14 protein-coding genes are annotated in these 18,590 nt (G+C 52.4%); 6 read left to right on the top strand and 8 right to left on the bottom strand.

The features are described from left to right. The first annotated feature begins 22 nt into the window (after positions 1-22). The 5 genes from arsB to AWQ21_RS03060 all read left to right on the top strand — a co-directional run bounded on the left by arsB (position 23) and on the right by AWQ21_RS03060 (position 7,559). On the top strand, positions 23-1,162 hold the full coding sequence (gene arsB / locus AWQ21_RS03080) for an ACR3 family arsenite efflux transporter (RefSeq protein WP_065713274.1): 1,140 nt from the start codon (positions 23-25) through the stop codon (positions 1,160-1,162). Between the two features lie 16 nt (positions 1,163-1,178). After that, entirely contained in the window at positions 1,179-1,577 is a 399-nt protein-coding gene (arsC, locus tag AWQ21_RS03075; protein WP_065713273.1) for an arsenate reductase, glutathione/glutaredoxin type, read from the top strand. 116 nt (positions 1,578-1,693) lie between these two features. Further along, on the top strand, positions 1,694-4,888 hold the full coding sequence (locus tag AWQ21_RS03070; protein WP_065713272.1) for an efflux RND transporter permease subunit: 3,195 nt from the start codon (positions 1,694-1,696) through the stop codon (positions 4,886-4,888). 69 nt (positions 4,889-4,957) lie between these two features. After that, a complete protein-coding gene (locus AWQ21_RS03065; protein ID WP_065713271.1) occupies positions 4,958-5,401 on the top strand; it encodes a VOC family protein in 444 nt (147 codons plus the stop codon). 385 nt (positions 5,402-5,786) lie between these two features. Next, the gene (locus AWQ21_RS03060) at positions 5,787-7,559 is read left to right on the top strand and encodes a TolC family protein (protein ID WP_065713270.1); all 1,773 of its coding nucleotides are present in this window, start codon (positions 5,787-5,789) and stop codon (positions 7,557-7,559) included. A 3-nt stretch (positions 7,560-7,562) separates the two neighbouring features. Here AWQ21_RS03060 and AWQ21_RS03055 read toward each other — a convergent pair whose 3' ends face one another. Together AWQ21_RS03055 and AWQ21_RS03050 are read right to left on the bottom strand one after the other, a co-directional pair. Beyond that, a complete protein-coding gene (locus AWQ21_RS03055; protein ID WP_065713269.1) occupies positions 7,563-9,338 on the bottom strand; it encodes an N-acetylmuramoyl-L-alanine amidase in 1,776 nt (591 codons plus the stop codon). Between the two features lie 71 nt (positions 9,339-9,409). Beyond that, positions 9,410-10,684 (bottom strand): glutamate-5-semialdehyde dehydrogenase, encoded by a 1,275-nt coding sequence (locus AWQ21_RS03050; RefSeq protein ID WP_065715196.1) that lies wholly within the window; start codon positions 10,682-10,684, stop codon positions 9,410-9,412. Positions 10,685-10,944: 260 nt separating this feature from the next. Between AWQ21_RS03050 and AWQ21_RS03045 the strand changes: the two genes are divergently transcribed. Beyond that, the gene (locus AWQ21_RS03045; RefSeq protein WP_065713268.1) at positions 10,945-11,142 is read left to right on the top strand and encodes a hypothetical protein; all 198 of its coding nucleotides are present in this window, start codon (positions 10,945-10,947) and stop codon (positions 11,140-11,142) included. Between the two features lie 86 nt (positions 11,143-11,228). Here the strand turns inward: AWQ21_RS03045 and AWQ21_RS03040 are convergent, their stop codons facing one another. The 6 genes from AWQ21_RS03040 to AWQ21_RS03020 all read right to left on the bottom strand — a co-directional run bounded on the left by AWQ21_RS03040 (position 11,229) and on the right by AWQ21_RS03020 (position 18,454). Then, on the bottom strand, positions 11,229-12,422 hold the full coding sequence (locus AWQ21_RS03040; protein ID WP_065713267.1) for a homocysteine biosynthesis protein: 1,194 nt from the start codon (positions 12,420-12,422) through the stop codon (positions 11,229-11,231). A gap of 419 nt (positions 12,423-12,841) precedes the next feature. Continuing rightward, positions 12,842-12,991, bottom strand: coding sequence for a DUF2256 domain-containing protein (locus tag AWQ21_RS15810; RefSeq protein ID WP_071932263.1), 150 nt, complete (start codon positions 12,989-12,991; stop codon positions 12,842-12,844). A gap of 62 nt (positions 12,992-13,053) precedes the next feature. Next, on the bottom strand, positions 13,054-14,025 hold the full coding sequence (gene sds / locus AWQ21_RS03035) for a solanesyl diphosphate synthase (protein WP_065713266.1): 972 nt from the start codon (positions 14,023-14,025) through the stop codon (positions 13,054-13,056). 151 nt (positions 14,026-14,176) lie between these two features. After that, positions 14,177-15,016, bottom strand: coding sequence for a glutamate racemase (murI, locus tag AWQ21_RS03030; RefSeq protein WP_065713265.1), 840 nt, complete (start codon positions 15,014-15,016; stop codon positions 14,177-14,179). 104 nt (positions 15,017-15,120) lie between these two features. Beyond that, positions 15,121-16,938, bottom strand: a complete 1,818-nt coding sequence (locus AWQ21_RS03025) for an N-acetylmuramoyl-L-alanine amidase (protein WP_065713264.1) — start codon at positions 16,936-16,938, stop codon at positions 15,121-15,123. A gap of 145 nt (positions 16,939-17,083) precedes the next feature. Beyond that, positions 17,084-18,454, bottom strand: coding sequence for a cation:proton antiporter (locus AWQ21_RS03020; RefSeq protein ID WP_065713263.1), 1,371 nt, complete (start codon positions 18,452-18,454; stop codon positions 17,084-17,086). Between the last annotated feature and the right edge of the window lie 136 nt (positions 18,455-18,590).

Below are 18,590 nucleotides of genomic sequence, written 5' to 3'. Positions count from 1 at the left end.
CTTCGGCAGGATCCTTTTAGACATGGTCAAAACCAAGGCGGTGCAGGCAGGGGGGCAGCTCAATATTTTTGAGAAATACCTGACCCTCTGGGTTGCTCTCTGTATTGTGGTGGGAATTTCGCTCGGTCGTCTTTTTCCGGCGATCGCTCAAAGCCTCGATGCCCTCAGTATCTACAATGTGTCGTTGCCGATTGCGGTGTGTCTGTTTTTTATGATGTACCCGATTATGGTGAAAATTGATTTTTCCCAAGCGGTTAAAGCGGCCCAAACGCCAAAACCGGTGACCCTCACGTTGGTGATTAATTGGCTAATTAAACCTTTTACGATGGTATTTTTCGCTCAGTTTTTTCTGGGGTATTTATTTCGGCCTTTGCTCAGCGCCACGGAAATCATCCGGGGGACGGAAATTGCCCTGGCGGATTCGTATATTGCAGGCTGCATTTTGTTGGGGATTGCTCCCTGTACGGCGATGGTGCTGATGTGGGGCTATCTGTCCTACAGCAACCAGGGTCACACCTTGGTGATGGTGGCAGTGAATTCTTTGATGATGCTCTTTGTCTATGCGCCCTTGGGGAAATGGCTCCTGGCGACGAATAATTTAACGGTGCCCTGGCAGACCATTGTGTACTCGGTTTTGATTTATGTGGGTTTCCCTTTAGCGGCGGGCATCTTGAGTCGGCAATGGCTCCTCCGTCGTTATGGTCGCGCTTGGTTTGAAACCCAGTTTTTGCAGTTTCTCACCCCGGTGGCGGTGCTGGCATTACTGACAACTTTGGTGCTGCTCTTTGCCCTCAAGGGAGAATTGATCATTAATCAACCTCTACATATTCTGCTGATCGCCATCCCGCTCCTGATCCAAACCAATGTCATTTTTGCGATCGCCTATGTTGCGGCCCAAAAGTTGGGATTTACCTATGAAGATGCGGCCCCGGCGGCCTTGATTGGGGCGAGTAATCATTTTGAGGTGGCGATCGCCACGGCAGTAGTGCTGTTTGGTTTAAACTCCGGGGCGGCCCTGGCAACGGTGGTGGGCGTTTTGATCGAAGTACCGGTGATGTTGATGTTGGTGAAGGTGTGTCAAAAAACGGCTTTTTGGTTTCCCCGGGAGCCGGAAAAGGCGACCTTACCCGATCCCCGTTGTCTTAATTCCGGCAATTTTTAGGGGAGCAAAACCTGCCATGAAAAAAATTATGTTCGTCTGTCGGCGCAATTCCTGTCGCTCCCAAATGGCGGAGGGTTGGGCAAAACATCTTGGATCAGGAGATGTAATTGTCCATAGTTCTGGTCTCGAAGCTTCGCGGGTACATCCAGGGGCGATCGCCACCATGGTCGAAGTGGGCATTGATTTAACCTCACAAACCTCTAACGCTTTGGCCGAATTTAACCCAGAAGATTACGATGCGGTGATTTCCCTCTGTGGTTGCGGGGTCAATTTACCCACCGCCTGGGTGACACGGCCCATTTTTGAAGATTGGCACATTCAAGATCCCGATGGGCAGCCCCCCGAAATTTTCCGGAATGTCAGAGATGAAGTACAAGGACAAGTCAACCGGTTGCTAAAAAAGTTAACATCTTAGGGTGAATTGCAAAGGGTTAGCGGTTTTTTGGCTAAATTGACAAATTTTGAACCAAAGATTGCCCCCTGATGCCTAAAAAGTAGCTTTTTTTTGTTCAATCCCACGGTGCATCTGCCATGAGCGCAAAATCGAATCTGAGCTTAACGACCCTCGCCATCCGGCGTCATATCGGCACTCTGATGTTGGCGATCGCCGTCGTGGTGATGGGATTTTATGCCATCTTCAGGATGCCCGTGGATTTACTCCCTTCCATTACCTATCCGCGCATTGGCGTAAGAGCTGATGCCCCCGGGGTTGTCCCCGCAGTGGCTGTCAATGAAATTACCAGACCCCTCGAAGAAGCCCTTGCCGCCACGGAAGGGGTCACTCAAATTTTTTCCCAGACGCGGGAGGGCCGGATTAGTATCGATCTTTTTTTCCAGCCCGGGGCTGATGTGGATCAAGCCCTCAACGACACCACAGCAACCCTCAACCGAGCCCGCAATTCTCTCCCCGACAACATCAGTCAGCCCAGGGTATTTAAGTTTGATCCGTCCCAACTGCCCGTCTACGAGATGGCTTTAACTTCCAGCACCCTAGCGCCAGTGGATCTCCGAATTTTTGCCGATAATGATCTGGCGCGAGAATTAATTCGGGTGCCGGGGGTCGCCAATGTGGATATTTCCGGTGGGGTCGAAGAAGAAATCCAAGTCAACCTCGATCTAGAACGACTCCAAGCCCTCGGTTTAGATGTCCCCACGGTACTCAACGCCCTGGGAGAACGGAACCAAGATGCTTCTGGTGGTTTGCTGCGCGGTGGTGATCAAGAATCCCTCACCCGACTGCTAGGGCAATTTAACGACGTAACGGAAATTCGCAACCTCCCGATTCGCCTGGGCACCCCAGAAAATCCCCAGATAATCACCCTCCAGGATGTGGCCGAGATTACCGATGGCACGGTGGAGGAGCGGTTAATCGTGACCCTCAATGGCCAACCGGCGGTGAAGGTGAGCGTCCAGAAACAACCCGATGCCAATACGGTGCAAGTAGTCGATGGGGTAAAAGCGAAGTTAGCAGAACTACAACAATCTGGCCTCATCCCTGCGGATATGGACAGAACGGCAACCTTAGACGAGTCGGTGTTTATTCGCAGTTCGATTCAAAATGTGGCGGTATCGGGTTTAACAGGGGCAACCCTCGCGGCGATCGCCGTTTTATTATTTCTAGGGTCAGTGCGCCAAACCCTCATTATTGTCTTGTCCATTCCCCTGGCGACGTTGACAGCGCTGATCTTGATGTTTACCTTCAATCTTTCCCTCAACGTTTTTAGTTTAGGGGGCTTGGCCCTGGGGGTCGGGGTGGTGGTGGATAACGCCATTGTGATGCTCGAAAATATCACTGCCGGCGCTGAAAAAGTTAAATCTGAGCATGGATCACGGCGGAAACTACAACGCACCGTCGAAGCCAGTAGTCAGGAGTTGGAATCGGCTCTATTTGCCTCGACGACCACCAACCTTGTTTCTGTGTTGCCCTTTCTCTTGGTGGGGGGATTTTTAGCGCTGATTTTTAGTGAACTAATTTTGACCATTAGTTTCTCGGTGGCTGCTTCTTTGGTCATTGCTCTGACGGTGGTCCCCGCCCTTTCGTCACGACTACTCGCAGTGCGTTGGTCAAGCAATCTCCAGCGGGCCTTGCCAATTCAGTGGTTTGGCGCTTTTATCAGCCGTTTAACGACCCTCTATAGTCGCGTTCTGGGGCTGATTCTGCGGCGGAAATTGTTGGTCATTGCCGGGGCGATCGCCATTTTTGGGGGCAGTAGTTTGTGGATGGTGGGCCAACTACCCCAGGAAATTTTGCCCCGGATCAATACAGGCCAAGCGGAATTACGGGCCACTTTCCCCCCAGGGACAACAGTCGAAGAAAACCGCCGAGTGATGCAAGCCGTGGAAGATTTGCTGCTCGCGCAACCGGAAACGGAATATGTCTTTACCACCTCCGGCGGTGCTTTGTTTGGGAGTTCCACCGTAAGTAATGCCCTCCGGGGTTCCAGTAGCATCACCCTCAAGCCCGGCAGTAATGTCCAAGCCTATGCCGACCGGGTGAATCGTTTGATTGCCCAGGAAATCCAAGTGATTGGCACCTCGATTCGGATGCGACCGGGCAGTGTGCGGGGCCTTATCTTAAGCAATTCTCCGTCCCGGGCTGACGTGGATGTGATGCTCCAAGGCGCAAATACGGACATCCTCGAACAAGCAGGAGCCCAGGTTTTAGCGGCCCTTGAGTCCCAGGCAACCCTCGCTAGCTATGAACCCGATGCAGCGCCCCCCCAACCGGAAGTGCAGATTCGCCCCGATTGGCAACGGGCTGCTGCCCTAGGACTGTCTGCCGAGGCCATTGGCAACACCATTCAAACGGCCCTCGATGGCTCTGTACCTACCCAACTGCAACGGGGCGATCGCCTAGTTGATATCCGCGTCCAACTCGAACCCCAGACCATCCAACGGGCGGCCCAATTACGGAGTATTCCGCTATTTACGAGCACCCGACAACCAGTGCAACTGGGGGATCTTGCCACCATTACTTCCGGGGACGCCCCAGGGGAAATCCAGCGCATTAACCAACGGCAGGTGTTGATCCTTGAAGGGAACCTGGTGGAAGGAGCCAGCCTGAGTGAAGCCCTCACCGAAGTGAATCAAATCATCGCCGGTCTTGAGTTGCCCGCAGGGGTGAGCCTCTTGCCCAGTTCGGCGGCGGAAACCAACCGTCAAATTCAACTGGCTCTCCAACTTCTGGGGGGGATGGCCGCTTTCTTGGTGTTTGTGGTGATGGCGGTGCAATACAACTCCCTCATTGATCCGTTGGTGATCATGCTCACGGTGCCCTTGGCTTTGGCAGGTGGAATTTTAGGTTTATTCATCACCCAGACAGCGATTGGGGCAACGGTGATTGTTGGGGCGGTGCTCTTGGTAGGGATTGTCGTCAACAACGCGATCATCATGGTGGAACTGGCGAACCAAATTCGAGAACGCGATCGCCTCAGTTACCGGGCGGCGATTTTAGAGGCTGCTCCCCAGCGTCTCCGGCCGATCCTGATGACAACGATTACGACGGTCTTGGGCTTATTTCCCCTGGCCCTGGGTATTGGCGAAGGCTCAGAATTTCTTCAGCCCTTGGGAATTGTGGTCTTCTCCGGCCTTTCTTTGGCAACGGTACTGACTCTTTTTATCATTCCCTGTTTTTATACCCTGCTCCATGAACTGGGTACGCCCCGCACCAAGCGCCCCCGCCCGGTGATTTTGGATGAAGAACTCCCAAGCAAAATCTTACGTTAGCGCTAAAAAATTGCTGAGAAAAATCCCTCTACAATGGGGAAATGATCTTCGTTATGAGAAAAAATTGCCATGGGCGATCGCCTCCTGTTTCACCTTGCAATTCCGATTACTGACCCAGTTGTCGCCAAAAAATTCTATGCCGATGCCCTCGGTTGTACGGTGGGCCGAGAAAATAGCGGGGCGGTGATTTTCAACTTCTTTGGCCATCAACTGGTGGGCCATGTCACCCAGGAACCCCTCAGCCCCCAAAAGGGGGTTTATCCGCGCCATTTTGGTCTAAATTTTCTCGCTGAACAGGATTGGCAACAGGTCTTAGATCGGGCAGAACAATCTCAACTTCCCTTCCGCGATCGTCCCCGCCTGCGGTTCCCTGGAAAATTAACGGAACATCGTACTTTTTTTCTCGAAGATCCGTTTTTTAATCTATTGGAATTTAAATGGTATCGCCATCCAGAGGCAATTTTCGGCGGGCGAGAAATCACCGAAATTGGCGATCGCCCTGAAACTCACTAGGTTTTGCGTTGAGATTGTGCAGCTTCAGTAAGTTGCATTACTGTCATTGATGCTGCTGGTCGTCAAAAAAATAAAGGGGTAAAAATCGCCCAATTATTAAGTGCTTTATCTAGATGACGGCACGGGATCTTGCAGAGTTACGCAGATAATGGCGAACCATGGCCAATGACATTCAATGACAGAGAAATTGCAGGCATTCCGGTGATCTACCCAGTTCTTTTGGTGAGATCAATCGGTTTTTGCCGCAGGATTTAATGGCCAGTAGTAGTTTAAAGTTTTTTGACTTAAACTAAGTCATTAGCTCCTAAGCCGCGCAATTTTTCCCGTTGCCAAGCTCGCTAGTGGGCAATTTTAAAACTATTTTCAGCTGGACCCTTAGAAGCTAATGTTCGCTTTTCGAGATTTTCTGACTTTCAGTACTAGTGGCCTTGTGGTTCTCTCTGGTGGTGGGGTGGCGATCGCCCAAACAACCCCGCCGCAAATCGCTACGCCAGAACCTTTCGTCGGCCAGACCCCCCAGGAGCCATTGCCACCATTGGCCGCTCCTAGCGTTGAATCCCTCGATACAGCAGCCTTTTTACCCAGTCTCGGGGGTCTCAGCCAACCCACAACCCTGGCTGCTTTACCTCTACCTTCCCCAGATCTCAATTTATCCCCGACTGCCCACCTCGGCACAATTCAAGCTCCCTCGCCGCTCCTTGCCCAGGTAGACACAACGGCAACCCCCTCGACAACGGGAGTCGATGTAACACTGCCCACCCCAGAGGCAGATCGCACCATTCCCCTCGTACAACCCTTACCCCCAGATCAGGTCATTAATGGGGATTTAAATCAGCTCCTAGAACCCATCGATAACCCAGCGGTAACGGTTCCCCGGGATGCGACGGCAGTAACGACTGACAATGTGGTGGATCTCACCCTCGAAGAAACGATTCGTCTGGCCTTAGAGCGCAATGAAACCCTCCAGGAAGCCCGTCTGAACTATGACCGATCAGAGGAACTGGTGCGAGAGGCGATCGCCGCCGAATCCCCAAACCTCAGCAACCAGGTCGATATTACCCGCACCGACAGCGCCAATGGGGAACTCCAGGCCCGGAGACTAGGGGGAGACAACGACGCCACCACGGCGATCAATGGTCGCCTGGAAGTGAGCTATGACATCTATACCGGCGGGCGTCGCTCGGCCCAAATTGAAGCCGCCCAGACCCAACTCAAGATTGCTGAACTAGACATTGAGCGCTTAACCGAAGAAACCCGCTTGGCCGCCGCAGTAAACTATTACAACCTCCAAAGTGCCGATGCCCAGGTGGTGATTGAGCAAAGTTCGGTTTTTGATGCCACCCAGAGCTTACGGGATGCCACTTTGTTAGAGCAGGCAGGCCTGGGGACAAAATTTGACGTTTTGCGGGCCGAGGTCGAACGTGCCAGTGCCCAACAGCGTCTTACTAGGGCTGAAGCCACCCAAAGAACCGCCCGGCGTCAACTGGCTCAACTCCTAAGTCTGGAACCGACCATTGATCCTCGTACTGCCGATGAGATTAACCTCGCCGGCAAATGGGAAATCTCTTTGGAAGACACCATTGTTCTGGCACTGCAAAACCGCCAAGAATTACGCCAACAGCTCCTCCAACGGGAAATAGATGGCTACCAAGAACGGATTGCCCTCGCTGCTGTCCGACCGTTAGTCAGTGTTTTTGCGAACTATGATGTCTTGGAAGTTTTTGATGACAGCCTTGGCCCTGCTGACGGGTTAACAGTTGGTGCTCGGATGCGTTGGAATTTCTTTGATGGGGGCGCAGCGGCTGCCCGGGCAAATCAAGAAAAAGTTGACCAGGCGATCGCCGAAAATCGTTTTGCCAGCCAGAGAAACCAAATTCGCCTTGCGGTGGAAACGGCCTACTATAACTTTGAAGCCAGCGAACAAAACATCACGACGGCGGCAGCGGCAGTCACCTTAGCAGAAGAAAGTTTACGCCTCGCTCGTCTGCGTTTCAATGCGGGGGTCGGCACCCAAACCGATGTTATTTCTGCCCAAACGGGTCTGAATACCGCCCGGGGGAACTATCTCCAAGCAGTCACCGATTACAATCGCGCCTTCGCCCAACTGAAGCGGGAGGTGGGTTTAGGGGATGCGGTCATCGCACCGGAGACGCCCTAGGGATTACTGGGGAGTGATTTCTGTCTTGGTTTGCAGCCAGTTTGCAATTCCATTGGCGATCGCCACGGCGAGTGCTTCCTGGGCCTGGGGATTAGTAATCCATTCAAACTCCGTGGGATTAATCATAAAGCCCAACTCCATTAAGACTGCTGGGGCTTCCTGGGGCCGGGTCAAGGCCAGATTATTCCAAAAGACACCGTAACTGGGGCGGCCTAACTGCATCGTTAAGTCATCGTGGAGAAACTGCGCCAAGTCATGGGCCTGGGGATGGTACCAAAACATCCCGATTCCCGCCGTATTTTCCGCGTCCCCCGCATCGGGCAGGGCATTGTAATGGACAGACAGAGCCAAAGTGGGCTTGAGGTCACGGATCGCGGCCTGGCGATCGCCCAAGGATAGATCTTGATCCGTGGTGCGACTGAGGATCACTTCAGCCCCCTTAGCTTCCAGTTGCTTTTGGATTTTTTGAGAAATTAGCAAATTGATCGCCTTTTCGGGGTAACCTGTCGGCCCTAGAGCCCCGGATTCAGACCCCCCATGGCCAGGATCGAGCCAAATGGTGGCTCCCCGGAGCGAATTTCTCTGGAGTTGTGGCGGGTGGCGGAGGGACAGAATTAAATTGCTGCCTTCATAGCGGAGCGAATGACCCCACTGTTGGTCTGTTTTGAGGCGAAAATCATAGCGGATTGTCTCTGGATCAATCTGCGCCCAGTCGAGGCGGCGGATAATTGGACTTTCGTCTAGGTAAATGGTGTCGGTTTGGGCGATCGCCTGGTGGAGGGTCAGGCTAAAGGTGTCGTCATTTTGACTAACGGTGACTGGCACAGGTCTTTGGAGCGGAAAAATGACGTTTGTTTCCGTGGCTGTGGTTTGCGATCGCAGGCTGCGAATTAACGTTGTTGGCGGCACTGAACCTTGGAGTGGTGTAGTCTCCGAAGCGCGAATCCAAGCGCCATAATCTAAACGCAACCAATCTCCTTCCTTACCGGTGACCAGGGCCTGGGTTCCCTGGGGCAAGGGCGTGAGGCGCGAAAAACTGGTGCTGGGGCCTGTGCGGGCTACTCCTGCGAGACTGGTGACGGCGATCGCCTCGGTTTTTTGGGGATCTAAAATTTCTACACGGCCTGGGCTGGTGACGGTGCTGGTTCGCCCCTGGGCATTCATCTGGTAACGGGCCTGACCGAGGTTACCAACTTGGGTGAAGCGATGGCAGCCCCCGTAGGTTCCCGTAAAGACTTCGGTGGGGGCTTCATTTTCGAGGGTTAGGACAGCGGCATTGCTGGGGAGCGTCACCGTGGTCTGGGGTTGTAGGGAAAAAGATTCACCACCCAGGGCGACACTCACTTGAGCTTGGGCTGGCCCCTGGACTTGGAAGCAAATTGTCTCGTTGGCTTGCCGGGCAATATCCACCGCCGGTAAAGGGGCTTCGAGTTGGTTGGGCGGTATCGTGTTGCTAGCCAAACGTTCAACGGTGAAGGTTTTCGTTTCCGTCTGTCCCGAAGGTTGGCGATAGGTCAGGGTGATTGTGTTTTGACCCACCGCCAAGGGTAAACTGGGGGCAAAGTGGCCCAAGTCGCTCCGGGTAATGGGTTGACCATTGATCGTCACGGTGCCGGTTGCGGGTGCCGAACCAATCAAGAAAATTTGGGCGGCGCTGGTCTGGTGATTGTTTGGCGGGTAGACCAGTTGGAGGCGATCGCTTTGGCGGGGAAATTGGGCCATTACCGGAAAAGCCAGGGCCACGGCAACACCAGAACTGAGGGCGATCGCTTTAAACATAAATTTTGTCCTTGTTTTTGAACTAACAAAGGCCATCTCCAGTGAGACAGCTTTCTTTGAGGGGTGAAACCCTAGAGGGTACTATCCCCCTGAACCACCTGTTTAATGGTCGTAAAACTTTCGAGGCCAATTAAACCCCGGCGATTTCCTTTCTGGTTCGAGACCCCCAGAAATACCGAATCGCTCCCCTGGGGATGACGCGCAAAACAAGGGGAAGCATTGATGTAGATCAAAGCACTATCGAGTCCTGTGGAAAATTGCCGACTTTCTTGGTAGGACTCCGTCACAATACAATCGGCGTGGCCACCGGAGTTGCAATTAATCTCAGTGATGGCCGCCGCCAGATCCGGCACCCGTTTAAACGCCACAATTTTTTCTAAATAAGCCTGTTGCCATTCTTCTTCGGTGCCGATGGGGGTGAGGTGTTCTGGAAATTCTTCAACGAGGGACGCATCCCCCCGCAGCTCAAAGTCTTGTTCTTGGAGGGATTTAAACAGACTAATTAAATGGGAAGTTTTTTGCTCAGGGCTAACTAGGACTTTTTCAATGGCGTTGACAGCATCGGGTTCGTAGTTATGGCTGTCTCGGATTACCCAACTGGCTAATTCTAGATCACCGCTGGGGGCGAGGTAGAGGTAACAATTGCCCACGGTGGTTCTCAGGACGGGGGTGGTGGCATGTTGCACCACCTGTTGAATCATGTTGGGACGGCCATAGGGAATGATCAGGTTTAAGTAACGATCCTGGGCAACCAGTTGTTGTACGGTACAACCTTCCTCGGAAGACAGGGATTCTAAACAGCCTTCGGGCAAGCCTTGGTCAATAAGGGCTGTTTGCATAATCTCGGCGATTAGATGATTGGTATGGCTGGCCTCACCACAGCCCCGAACCACGAGGCTATTCGCCGTTTTTAAACACAGTCCTGCGGCGATCGCCCCCAATTCGGGTAAAGCTTCATGGATCAGGCAGATTACCCCCAGGGGCATCCGCTGGGAATAGGTCTGGTAACCACTAATTTGATAGGTGGCATTTTTGACCCGTTGCAGGGGATCGGGCAGTTTCGGTAGTTGGCGCAGCAGGCGCACTGTTTTTTGGAGCCGTTCTGGGGTTAATTTCAACCAATCCAGAATCAGCTTCGGCACAGCCATTTCGCGGCTGGCCTCTAAATCTTTTGTATTGGCTTCGAGGATGACGGAAATATTGGCCTCTAGGGCGGTGGCGATCGCCTCAATGCCCAGATGACGTTCACTACCTTTTAATAACTCTAATTCGAGGGAAGCCTGATGGGCCCGCTGCAAGGCAGTCGTAATCGGATCACTGCTCTCTAACGGGGGAGTAGAAGCCATTTGATTACCCATGAAGTCCCAATGTACTCGCGAAAGTTTGCGTAAAGCCTCACCAGATCATACTGATTGCCCTAGGGGATCGCAAGAACCTCTCCGCTCACCGGGCTGCTCTTCTCCAACTTTTAAAAAAAAAGACCAGTCATCTGTATTAAAATATGTTTTTCTGTATCAAATTTTACAGAAAATAAAATATAATGGGGTAAGCAGCAAGAGATAAAACGTAAATCCCCCGTGTTTCGCGGTCGGTCAGGAGCAAAGCCATGAAAACTCAGCAACAAGCCCGTGCATTAATGATGCGCCATCACCACGCCATTAAAAATCGCCAGATGTCCCTCCTGAACCGTTCTGCCGCGGAAATTGGCATGGCACCAGAAGGGGACTACCAAGGCACGATCCAGGGTAAACTTCCCCGTCAAGTGCGTGCGGACTGCGGCCCCAGTCATGCCACCATGAGCTAACAAGATTGTCTTGGGAAAATTTCGTTTTCTCGTAAATTACCGATGGTCACCACTGTTTCAAGCGGGTGACTTTTTTGTGGGAAGTATTACAGGCGTTGACTCCATTGGTCTTGGGACAAAAAGGGGCGATCGCCACTAATGGTCGCCACGGGTTCGGTGAGAGTAAAATCTCCCGCTTCAATCCACTGCTTGAGGGTTGCTGCCACTTGATCCGCGAGATATAGACTTGTGACCGGAGCGACCTTCACAGTTTTTCCCTCAATGGTTAATTTCCCAGTTTTAAGCTGGCCATAGCTCACCAACCCAAAGGTGGGCCGCACCCGGCGCGGAATTGAAAAATCCATCACAGGGGCAACAATTTCTTTATCTTGGACGGCACAGTGGGCGATGACTTCCTCATGGAGAACGGGCAACGGTACCCCCACGCCCAACATCAAAGAAGGGCCGTACTTGGTGAAATAACAACCCCGTACCCACTTGGGATCCATTTGTTTCGCGTCGCCGATCAAAGCCAAAGTGGAGGCTGGCCCCAGGGGGGTGCGATTGGCCAGGCGTTTTTGGAGGGGAAAATGTTGGGTGCCTTCCCAGGCCACGTAACCGATACCGCCCCCCAAGAAAATTTTGCTACCGACTCCAATTAACTCCAGATCGGGATCATTTAACAGGGGAGAAATCGCCCCAGCACAGGCATAGACAGCGTTTCCTAGATGGGGTTGCAGGGGGCCGAGGTAAGTATAGAGGGGGCGATCGCCACCGTTAACGCCCACAATAAAATTTTGGTAAAGATTGCGGGGATTAAACAGATAAAACTGATTAATTTGATCTTTGGTGAGGGTATTGTCCCAGGTGGCGCGCGGATAACAATCTGTCACGTGGCCCAGGGCATGGAGATGGACGGTTTTACCCGCGATCAGATCTTCAATCACATGGCCACCGCCTTTTTGGGAGAGGGGGCGATCGCCGATTTCAGCGGTTTCATTTTCCAGGGGATCTTCCATCATGGTTGCCCCTAGGTAGATATCCACCGCTCCCAGGCCAGGATAAGCGGGCACCCCATTAAGCCAACACTTGCGAATTTTAATGGGGGGATCCGTGTGGCCGAGGTTGAGTATTGCCCCCGAAGATTCCATCGGCTCAAAGGTACCTGTCGTCACCACATCGACAGTTTCGGCAATTTTTTTGATGCCCCATTCCGCTACCCGTGCTTTCACTTCAGACACCGTCCAAACGACGGCCTGGTGGGTGAGGATCTTTTCGTTAATGCTGGCGATCGTTCTCATGGTTGAACAGAGGGGAAGCGTACCCTTTCATCAGAAAAATGGGTTTGAAACCCCGTCCTTCAGGACGGCTTTATAAGTTTACAAGGTAGAATGAAGGTGGTCACTGACCCACCCGAGACGATGGATTCAGACAGCCTAACGAGCGAAGTCCAGGGAAACTGGCGGCGCAGACAAATCGGTAGACCGGGAAAAGAGGATCGGGCAATGGACAGTCCACCCCTTGAATCAACCAACAGTAGTCTTTCTGTTGAAAATCGATACTTAAGAACCGCAGGGCTTGCGGGGATAGTCTGTGGAGCGAACGTAAGGCCATAAAACTCCTAGTGGGTGGAGGCAGTTGCGATGAAGCAGAAACCTAAATCGTGAGGTTTAGGAATCCCTTTCGTTTACGTAAGGGAGGATGTCAACCTAGGAGAAAATTACCCCTGGTTACGCCGCCGCCGGCACCGCTCCGAACAATATTTCACGTCATCCCAGCATTTTTCCCATTTTTTGCGCCAGGTAAACGGGAGTCCGCAAACGGTGCAAATTTTTGTGGGGAGATCGGCTTTTTTACGCTGTCGTGCCATGGTTAATCATCGCCACTGGAGGTCGCATTTTTTCAAACTGCTTTTTTGCTTGAGCTTGCGGCCTAGTACATCCGGCCCAGGACATAGTCAACCAGATCCGTGAGGGCATCCTTAGAGGGAGAGGGATCTAGGCACTCTAAACTTTGGCGAGCCAATTGACCATGGTGAGCAGCGAGTTCCTTGGCGCGGCTGATTCCATTGCTGTTGCGGACAATTTCGAGGGCTTTTTCAGGGTCGCCATTTTCGGCAAATTCCCGCTCAATCAATTGAGTCAAATTGGGATGCTCTTCCATGGCAAACAGGGCGGGGGCCGTGATATGGCCACCGATTAAATCGGATCCGGCGGGTTTTCCCAGAACATCGGTGGAGCCAGTGAAATCGAGGATGTCATCGACAATCTGAAAGGCTAAACCTAAGTTGCGGCCATAGTCGTAGAGGCGATCGCCAATTTCTGAGTCAACCTCACTGAGAACAGCCGCCGCTTTTGCACTGTTCCCAATCAACGAAGCTGTTTTGTAATAGGATTTTTCGATATAAATTTCGAGATTCATCCCGGTGTCAAAGCGATTCAGTCCCTGTTGAATTTCCCCTTCGGCGAAGTCTTTGATTACCTCAGATAGCAATTTCACCACGGTGAGATTATCTAAATTGGCGAGGTACCAAGAGGATTGAGCAAAGAGAAAATCCCCGGCCAGAACAGCGATGCGATTATCAAAGAGACTGTTAACGGTGGGTACACTGCGGCGGAGGGCAGCTTCATCGACTACATCATCGTGGACAAGGCTTGCCGTGTGAATCATTTCAGTAATTTCTGCCAGGCGACGGTGCCGCTGGGTTAAGGGGCGATCGCCCAGGGTCGCCCGGGAGGCCAAAAGAACAATGGCGGGTCGAACTCGTTTCCCCCCCGCAGAAAACAGATGCTCTGCCGCGGCCCCCAAAATCGGATGTCGGGCGCTAATTAGCCGCGTCAGATTTTCACTGAGCTCCTTAAGGTCGGCTTCGACGGGAGAAAAAAGGGTAGTCGCTGAAATCATTATTAAGCCGAGGGAAACGAAATTTACGAAAATTTACATATCTTATATTGTATGGCAATGGATTCGTTTCAGCAGAAAACGGCTCTTTTTTGCGGGTCTACCCTGGGCTGATCGGCTGTGGTGATCCCTGTTTCAGGCAGGCGATCGCCCTTTAGCCATTGGTGATCGAAAGGGGCGATGAATTCACCGTTAAGGTTTTCAAATCCACTTGTTCCACTAGGGGCTGATACCCAAGCCAGCCCTTCGCAGATTGGGCAAACTGATCTGGGCAGCCGCTCACTGCAAAGCGGGTCGGGAGAGGTGGTTGGGGATTTTTCCAACCCATTAACTCCAATTCCTGTTCCGTGGCATTAACCACATATTCCGCCGGGTCAACACAAGTAACATGGCTTGGCAAAATTGATTGAATCACCCCGGACAAGTGGCGATAGTGGGTACAGCCATAAACCAGGGTATCAATGCCCTGTTCTAGGAGCGGTTGCAGACGTTTTTGGACAATGCGTTTCGTGTGGGGATCATTAATTCGATTGGCCTCAATGAGAGGGACAAATTCTGGGCAGGGCATTTGCCACACTGCCGCCTCTGGGCTCGCCTCAAGGATTGCATTTTGGTAAGCGCCGCTGTTCACCGTAGCTTGGGTTGCAATGACCCCGATCCGCTTCCCCTGACTGACCGCGCCCCTCGCTCCAGGGAGAATCAGCCCTAAAACGGGGGTTTTGAATTCTGAGCGGATCACATCCAAGGCGATCGCCGAACTGGTATTACAGGCCATCACCACCATCTTCACCCCTTGGGCTTCCATCCAAGTCAAAATCTCGCGCACATATTGGATTAACTCTTCGGGCGAACGATCACCATAAGGTAAACGGGCCGTATCTGCGAAATAGATAATTGACTCTTGGGGGAGTTGTCGGTAAAGGGCTCGAAGGACGGTAATGCCCCCTAAGCCACTGTCAAAAATGCCAATGGGGTGTTGCTGTTGGTTGCCCATAGATTCTCGTTCACACCAAATAAATTAAACAAAGATTAGCGCAGTTTTAAGGTATTTGCGCCTATTTCTATGGCGAATTACTGATTTTTCGGCAACCCCCTAGGCTAGCGTACGTTGTTTTGGATATATTCCAGGATGCCAGCGGCGATCGCCTGGGCCATTTGACTCCGAAAAGCAGGGTCATTCAAGCGGGGTGCATCTTCTCGGCCTGTGACAAATCCCGTTTCGACAAGCGCTGAAGGCATTGACGTATTCCGTAATACATAAAAACGCGCCGTTCTCACCCCCCGGTCTCGCATCTGAAGCCGTCCCATTACATTCCGGTGGATACTTTCCGCTAAGGCTCGACCGCTTTGGTGATAGTACACTTCAAAACCGTTCACATCGGGGCGACTCATGCTGATGGCATTGGCATGGATACTTACGAATAAATCAGCATTGGCATTATTCGCCAGTTGGGTACGTCCTTCTAGGCTGACAAAATAGTCCGTATCCCGGGTCATTCGGGCGGTAATGCCACTTTGCTGTAAAATTCGGGCCACTTCCTGGGAGATGGGGAGAATCACATTTTTTTCCTGTAAACCGCCAATCCCCACAGCACCCGGATCGCGACCGCCATGGCCGGGGTCAATCATGACCATAATATTGCTCCGAGGCGGACGAAAATTCGGCAACACGGCTTGGGTTTGGGGGGGAGGGGCTGCCGGTGCTTGTGGCACAAACAGGGGACTCGCCGTCTGGGGGCGATTGAGGTCTAGGGCAAGAAACTGGGCGCTGGGTTGACTGAGGCTGCCAATTTGTACCCCCTCGGCGGGTTCAATCTGGACGAGCACGGTATTGGCCGTTTCCTGGCGGATAGCAATGCGGGAGATGGGGCTATCCCCCCCCCACTGGGGGCCGCGAACAGGTTGGGCGAGTTGGGCGTTGTTGATTCGGATTTGGTAGAGGCCTTCGTTCCGATTCCAGCCGCCATTGGCCTGGAGGCGATCGCTCCCACGAATCACTAACTGGGTACTATTGCGGGCGAGTTCTAGGGCTTCAACGATGGTTTGTTGGGGTTGGGCTGTGGCGACTGACTGTTGAGTGGGTACGGCGATCGCCCCAGTTTCTCGTCCCCCTAAGCCACTGGTGCCTCCGTCCGGAAGCAGCACCAAACCACCATCGCCGTAGGTGGTATACAATGCGCGCCACCGGGGGCTACCGGGTTCTAAATTTAAGGTAATACGTGCCTCGGTACGGCTGGGCTGCTCAAATTTGATTTGGCGGACTTTGTAGCGATTAATATCTAAAGTCTGATTTTCTAGGCTCCGGGGCAATTGCAGATCCCGCAGGGTAAAAACGAGGCGATCGCCATCTTGGTCGGTGGTAATACGACTACCGGGTCGGGGATCCAAGTCAACGAGGAATCCCTGTTGGGTCACCCGCACCAAGTTATTAAAAAAGGCTTCTTCTGGGGCCGGATTACTAGAACTCCTAGGCGTAGCGGAATTGTTGAAAATTTCTGGGGTGCTCGGGGCCACTGGGGCCACGGGAATGAGTTCGGGTTCGGGTAAATTCACAACCCAATCCGTCGGCGATCGCCCCTCAAAACGAATTGCCTCAGGATCTAAGGTATAACCAGGGGCGAGCTCCACTACTAACCGTGTGACATCCGGCGCAAACTGACCCAACCGCACACTCGTAATCTTGCCACCATAGCTGCGATTGACCGTAGAGCTTCCCAGGACAGTACCTGGTAAATCAATCACCAGACGGCTCGGATCTGGGATGAGTTGAGCTTCAGGTTGCACCCGTTCATTGGTGCGAAATTGCAGTTGACGTCGTTGGGTATTAAATTCCCAAAAAACCAATTGACCCGCCCAAGCCGGCAGTTGCCAAGTGGATAGCGCCAGTAGCGTCAGAAAAAACCAGAAAAATCTCACAGTTAAAAATCCTCGACTCACAAGGGAAAATGCCACGCCCTCAAGGTATAGAACAACTCCGGTGGAGAGAAAAACGTCTTCCTACCATTCTCCCAAGGGACGTGGGTCGCTTAGGATATGTTTCAATTTGTTGCCCAAGGCTGAATTATTGTAGCTTCTCCGGCGTCTCTCCAGTGGCGATCGCCGCCTGGGGTTCTTTAAAGACCAGACGCAGAAATGGCGGCGCAATAAACGTCGTCAAGATGACCATCATAATGATTGCCGCTTCCGTCGATTCTGAGAGGGCACCACTGGCCGAACCGACCCCCGCAAACACAAGGCCCACTTCGCCCCGGGGAATCATGCCTACCCCAATTGCCAACTTATTTAACTGATCTTGGCCAAAGACTGTAAAGCCCGTAATAACTTTCCCGATAATTGCCACCACGATCAAAAAGGCCGCAATAATTAATCCTTCACGGTTGGCCGGAACCGCCGGGTTGAGGACACTGAGGTCTGTTTTTGCCCCGACGCACACAAAAAAGATCGGCACAAACAAATCCGCCACCGGCAGTACCTGTTCTTCTAGTTCGCCCCGTTTATCCGTTTCCGCCAAGATCAGTCCAGCCGCAAAGGCCCCAAGAATCGCCTCCAGTTGGATCACCGTCGCAATGTAGGACAGCACAAAGGCAAAAACGACGGATACGGTTAACAATTGGCCTCTGGTTTTCATGCCATCCACCAAACTGACAAACAAAGGACTCAGGAGGCGACCGACAATAATCGCACCAATGAGAAACGCCCCAGCGCTAACAATGAGCCAGATAGTACTAACAACCTGAACTTCCCCGGTTTTTGCCAAACTTGCAACCACAGCGAGGACAATAATGCCGAGGACATCATCGAGCACAGCCGCCCCAATAATAATTTGTCCTTCCTTGGTGGTCAGTTGTCCCAATTCAGCCAGTACCTTAGCGGTAATCCCGATGCTGGTTGCCGTGAGGGCTGCCCCCGCAAAAATCGCCGGCACCGTACTTAGGTGAAATAAAAAGACTAAACCCGCTGTTCCGGCAGCAAAAGGTGCCACTACCCCCACCACGGCGACGATGGCCGCTTGGGGGCCAACTTTAATCAGTTCTTGCAGATCCGATTCGAGACCAATTTCAAACAGCAGAATAATGACCCCTAGTTCCGCTAGAACAGAAATTACTTCGCTTTGACTAGCAAACACCGCCGGAGCCGCCTCTGGACTTAAACCAGCTGTATTTTGGAGAAATTGCATCAGTAGCGATTGGGATGCTTCGATGCCCCCTTCCGGAAAGACCAGTAGGCTCAGGGCAGATACGCCCACCAATACTCCACCGACTAATTCGCCCAGCACCGGGGGGAGATTGATGCGGGAACAAAGCTCTCCGCCCACCTTACTCGCAAAATAAATGACCACAAGGCTCAGTAGTACCGCAGCCAGAATCATAGATGGTTCCGCTGCTTCACTGGCGGGGGGCGCATTGAGAAGGAACGATTGAAAATACGGCATGAATTTTTGATGACAAGGTAACGACAAGCGTAGGGACCAAAGTTATCCGGGGAGGTTTGGCTTCGGTCAAAAAAACGAAGCAGGATAGCCAGAGGCTTCCCAGTCGCGTTTTACCAGATTAATGTAACAAACCCCT

It is taken from the genome of Picosynechococcus sp. PCC 7003, from assembly GCF_001693255.1.
In the GTDB taxonomy this organism is placed as follows: Bacteria; Cyanobacteriota; Cyanobacteriia; order Cyanobacteriales; family MRBY01; genus MRBY01.
The sequence above is the reverse complement of the archived record's forward strand: the minus strand, read 5'-3'. Positions and strand labels throughout refer to the sequence as shown.

Excerpts from the sequence above, each read along its gene's own strand:
- arsC (WP_065713273.1), top strand. The coding sequence starts at position 1,179 with ATGAAAAAAATTATGTTCGTCTGTCGGCGCAATTCCTGTCGCTCCCAA.
- AWQ21_RS03060 (WP_065713270.1), top strand. The coding sequence starts at position 5,787 with ATGTTCGCTTTTCGAGATTTTCTGACTTTCAGTACTAGTGGCCTTGTG.
- AWQ21_RS03065 (WP_065713271.1), top strand. The coding sequence starts at position 4,958 with ATGGGCGATCGCCTCCTGTTTCACCTTGCAATTCCGATTACTGACCCA.
- AWQ21_RS03070 (WP_065713272.1), top strand. The coding sequence starts at position 1,694 with ATGAGCGCAAAATCGAATCTGAGCTTAACGACCCTCGCCATCCGGCGT.
- sds (WP_065713266.1), bottom strand. The coding sequence starts at position 14,025 with ATGATTTCAGCGACTACCCTTTTTTCTCCCGTCGAAGCCGACCTTAAG.
- AWQ21_RS03055 (WP_065713269.1), bottom strand. The coding sequence starts at position 9,338 with ATGTTTAAAGCGATCGCCCTCAGTTCTGGTGTTGCCGTGGCCCTGGCT.
- AWQ21_RS15810 (WP_071932263.1), bottom strand. The coding sequence starts at position 12,991 with ATGGCACGACAGCGTAAAAAAGCCGATCTCCCCACAAAAATTTGCACC.
- AWQ21_RS03050 (WP_065715196.1), bottom strand. The coding sequence starts at position 10,684 with ATGGCTTCTACTCCCCCGTTAGAGAGCAGTGATCCGATTACGACTGCC.
- AWQ21_RS03040 (WP_065713267.1), bottom strand. The coding sequence starts at position 12,422 with ATGAGAACGATCGCCAGCATTAACGAAAAGATCCTCACCCACCAGGCC.
- arsB (WP_065713274.1), top strand. The coding sequence starts at position 23 with ATGGTCAAAACCAAGGCGGTGCAGGCAGGGGGGCAGCTCAATATTTTT.
- AWQ21_RS03045 (WP_065713268.1), top strand. The coding sequence starts at position 10,945 with ATGAAAACTCAGCAACAAGCCCGTGCATTAATGATGCGCCATCACCAC.
- murI (WP_065713265.1), bottom strand. The coding sequence starts at position 15,016 with ATGGGCAACCAACAGCAACACCCCATTGGCATTTTTGACAGTGGCTTA.
- AWQ21_RS03020 (WP_065713263.1), bottom strand. The coding sequence starts at position 18,454 with ATGCCGTATTTTCAATCGTTCCTTCTCAATGCGCCCCCCGCCAGTGAA.